A 4,342-nucleotide genomic window follows, 5' to 3' on the forward strand; every position below is an offset into this window, starting at 1 on the left:
GGCCCGGTTCTTCGCCGGGACCGGCGCCCGCCGCGTGGACCTGCCCACCTACGCCTTCCAGCGCGAGCGCTACTGGCTGGCGGAGACCGACGCCGTGACCTCCGGCGAGGACGTCAGCGGTACGTCCGGCGCCGTGGACGCGCAGTTCTGGGAAGCCGTCGACAGCGCTGACCTCGCGGTGCTCGCCGGCACCCTGGGCATCGACACCGGCCAGCCGCTGAGCGAGCTGCTGCCCGCGCTGTCGGCGTGGCGCCGGCGGCGCCAGGAGGAGTCCGTCGTGGACGGCTGGCGGTACGGCGTCACCTGGAAGCCGATGGACATCCCCTCCGCCGGCCGCCCGTCCGGGACGTGGATCGTCGTGAGCACCGCGGAGGACGGGGAGGGAGGCCCTCCCACCGTCTCCGACGCCCTGGCGGCACGCGGGGCGGAGGTACGGCACCTCGTCGTCACCTTCGCCGAGGCCGGCCGGGAGGCACTGGCGGGCCGGCTGCGCGAGGTCGCGGGAGCGGGCGGGGCTGGCGGTGTCGCGGGCGTCGTGTCGCTGCTGGCCTTCGCCGAGCAGCCGCATCCCGCGCATGCCGCCGTGCCCGCAGGGCTGTTGCTTACGGGAACGCTGGTGCAGGCACTGGGCGACATCGGCATGACGGCACCGCTGTGGTGCGTCACGTCGGGGGCCGTGTCGACCTCGGCGGTGGACCGCCTGACGAGCGTCGCGCAGGCCCAGGTGTGGGGTCTGGGACGGGTCGTGGCCCTGGAGCACCCCGACCGCTGGGGCGGACTCGTGGACCTGCCCGGCACCGTGGACGAGCGGGCCCTCGACCGGCTGCTCGGCGTGCTTGCCGGCAGCGGAGGGGACGAGGACCAGGTCGCCGTACGCACGGGTGGCCTGCTGGCCCGCCGCATCCAGCACGACTCCCACCACACGTTCGACCGCGCGCCGGTGGAGCAGCGTTCGCCGTGGCGACCCCGCGGCACCGTCCTCGTCACCGGCGGAACGGGCGCCCTCGGCGGCCACGTGGCCCGATGGCTGGCGGCACACGGCGCGGAGCACGTGGTGCTGGTCAGCAGGCGCGGGCCGCAGGCACCCGGCGCGGACGAACTGCTCGCCGAGATCGGCGCCCTGGGTGCCCGGGCCACGGCCGCGGCCTGCGACGTGACCGACCGCCAGGCCGTCGCCGACCTCCTGGCCGGGCTGCGCGTACCCCAGGCCGACGGAACGACCGGAACGGGTCTCACCGCCGTTTTCCACACGGCGGGCGCCGGGCAGTTCGCGCCGCTGGCGGAGATCGGCCCCGCCGACGTGGCCGACGTCGTCGCCGCCAAGGTCGCGGGCGCCGCCCACCTGGACGAACTCCTCGGCACGGCCGAGCTGGACGCCTTCGTCCTCTTCTCCTCCATCGCGGGTGTGTGGGGCAGCGGCGGCCAGGCCGCCTATGCCGCCGCCAACGCCCACCTGGACGCCCTCGCTGAGCACCGCCGGGCCCGCGGGCTGACGGCGACCTCGGTGGCCTGGGGCCCTTGGGCCGAGGGCGGCCTCGTCGCCGACGACGGCGCGGAGGAGCAGCTGCGGCGGCGCGGACTGCCCGCGATGGCGCCGAAGCTGTCCCTCACGGCGCTCCAGCGCGCGCTGGACGGCGACGAGACCACCGTGATCGTGGCGGACGTCGACTGGGACCTGTTCGCCCCGGCCTTCACCGCCGCCAGGTCGCGCCCGCTGATCGGCGACCTGCCCGACGTGCGCCGCGCGCTCACCGCCGGACAGGAGGACGCCGGCACGGCCACGGACGAAGCCCCGGACCTCCAGGCGCAGTTGCAGGGGCTGACCGCGGCCGAGGCGGAGCGGGTCGTGCTCGACCTGGTCCGCGCGCAGGTCGCTGCCGTCCTCGGCCACCAGGGCACGGCGTCCGTCGACCCGGCACGCGCCTTCAAGGAACTGGGCTTCGACTCGCTGACCGCCGTCGAACTGCGCAACCGGCTCCAGACCGCGACCGGACTGCGCCTTTCGGCCGCCCTCGTCTTCGACCACCCGACCCCCGCGGCGCTGGCGGCGCACGTCCGGGCGGAAGCCGTCGGCGAGGACACCACCCCCGCACTGCCCGCCCTCGCGGAGATCGACAAGCTGGAATTCCTCCTGTCGTCCGTCCCCGGGGACACCACCGAACGCGCACGCGTCACCGCACGGCTCGAATCCCTCCTGGCGAACTGGAACAGGGCGGAACGAGCGGCCATCGGAGAGCACGAGGACGAGGACATCGAAATCGCCTCGGCGTCCGCCGACGACCTCTTCGACATCATCAACAAAGAATTCGGAAAACCCTGAGCCGATGGCTGTTCCGACGACCCGCCCGACGTACGTACGGCATTTCGTGATTCCCCAAGGGGTGACGCTCCGGTGACCAGCGCGAACGAAGAAAAGCTTCTCGAGAACCTGAAGTGGATGACCGCCGAGCTGCGCCGGTCCCGCCGCCGAGTCCAGGAGATCGAGGCCGACGCGCGGGAACCCATCGCCATCGTGGCGATGAGCTGCCGTTTCCCCGGCGGCGTCAGGTCGCCGGAGGACCTGTGGCGACTGGTGGACGAGGGCGGTGACGCCATCTCCGGATTTCCCGGCGACCGCGGGTGGGACGTCGCGTCCCTCACCGACTCCGATCCCGACCGCAAGGGCGCCTTCTACAACACCGGCGGCGGATTCCTCGACGACGCGACGCTCTTCGACCCCGCATTCTTCGGGATATCGCCGCGCGAGGCGCTCGCGATGGACCCGCAGCAGCGCCAGCTGCTGGAGGTCACCTGGGAGGCGTTCGAGCGGGCCGGCATCGACCCCTCGACCGTGCGCGGCACCCGTACCGGCGTCTACGTCGGTGCCAGCGCGATGGGATACGGAGCCGACCTCAGGGAGGTCCCGGAGGAACTGGAGGGGCTGCTGCTGACCGGCGGCGCCACCAGCGTCCTGTCCGGCCGCGTCAGTTACGTCTTCGGGCTGGAGGGCCCGGCCGCCACCGTCGACACCGCGTGCTCCTCCTCCCTCGTCGCCCTGCACCTGGCGACCCAGGCGCTGCGTCAGCGCGAGTGCTCGCTCGCCGTCGTCGGCGGCGTGTGCGTGATGCCCAACACCGACGTCTTCGTCGAGTTCAGCCGCCAGCGCGGGCTGGCCCCCGACGGACGCTGCAAGTCCTTCGCCGCCTCCGCCGACGGCACCGGCTGGTCCGAGGGCGCGGGCGTGCTCCTCGTGGAGCGGCTGTCGGACGCACTCCGCCATGGGCATCCAGTGCTGGCCGTCGTGCGGGGCTCCGCCGTCAACCAGGACGGCGCCAGCAACGGGCTGACCGCGCCCAACGGGCCCTCGCAGCAGCGCGTCATCCGCCAAGCCCTCGAGAGCGCCCAGCTCTCCGCCGCCGAGGTCGACGTCGTCGAGGCCCACGGCACGGGCACCCGACTGGGGGACCCGATCGAGGCGGAGGCGCTGCTGGCCACCTACGGCAAGGACCGCCCCGAGGGGAACCCGCTGCGCCTGGGCTCCCTCAAGTCCAACATCGGCCACACCCAGGCGGCCGCCGGCGTCGCGGGCGTCATCAAGATGGTCATGGCGATGCGGCACGGCGTGCTGCCGCAGACCCTTCACGTCGACGAGCCCACCCCCGACGTCGACTGGTCGGCCGGCGACGTCGCCCTGCTCACCGAGCGCATGCCGTGGCCCGGGACGGGCGCGCCTCGGCGGGCCGCGGTCTCCGCGTTCGGCGTCAGCGGTACCAACGCCCACACCGTCATCGAGCAGGCTCCGGGGCCCGAGGAATCCGAGGCCCCGGAGCCGCAGGCCGTCTCCCCGGCGCCCATGACCCCGTGGCCGCTGTCCGGGAAGGGGCAGGAGGCGTTGCGCGACCAGGCCCGCCGCCTGTCCGCGCACGTTGAGGAGAACACCGGGCTGCGCGCGGTGGACGTCGCCGGCTCACTGGCGCAGGGACGCGCCTCGTTCGCGGACCGTGCGGTGGTCGTGGCCGAGGACCGCGCGGGCCTGCTGGCGCGGCTGGGCGCCCTGGCCGAGGGCGACCCGGCCGCCGGTGTGGTGACCGGTTCGCCGGTCGCGGGCAAGACGGCGTTCCTGTTCACGGGGCAGGGCAGCCAGCGCCCGGGGACCGGGCGCGAGCTGTACGCGGCGTACCCCGTGTTCGCGGACGCGCTGGACACGGTGTGCGCGCACTTCGAAGTGCCGCTGAAGGACGTGCTGTTCGGCGACGACAATGATCTGCTGAACGAGACGGCCCACACGCAGCCGGCGTTGTTCGCGGTGGAGGTGGCGCTGTTCCGGCTGCTGGAGTCGTGGGGTGTGAGGCCGGACTTCGTG

The 4,342-nt window shown here is 73.8% G+C and carries 2 protein-coding genes; both read left to right on the forward strand.

What is annotated here, in order from left to right; translation table 11 throughout:
• Positions 1 to 2,320: SDR family NAD(P)-dependent oxidoreductase (locus tag ACP4IX_RS35860; RefSeq protein ID WP_426558781.1), on the forward strand; the 2,320-nt coding region annotated here is incomplete at its 5' end.
• Between the two features lie 72 nt (positions 2,321 to 2,392).
• A partial coding sequence (locus tag ACP4IX_RS35865; RefSeq protein WP_426558783.1) for a type I polyketide synthase occupies positions 2,393 to 4,342 on the forward strand: 1,950 nt, incomplete at its 3' end.

This window comes from Streptomyces sp. WG5, from assembly GCF_049974565.1.
Classification (GTDB): Bacteria; Actinomycetota; Actinomycetes; order Streptomycetales; family Streptomycetaceae; genus Streptomyces.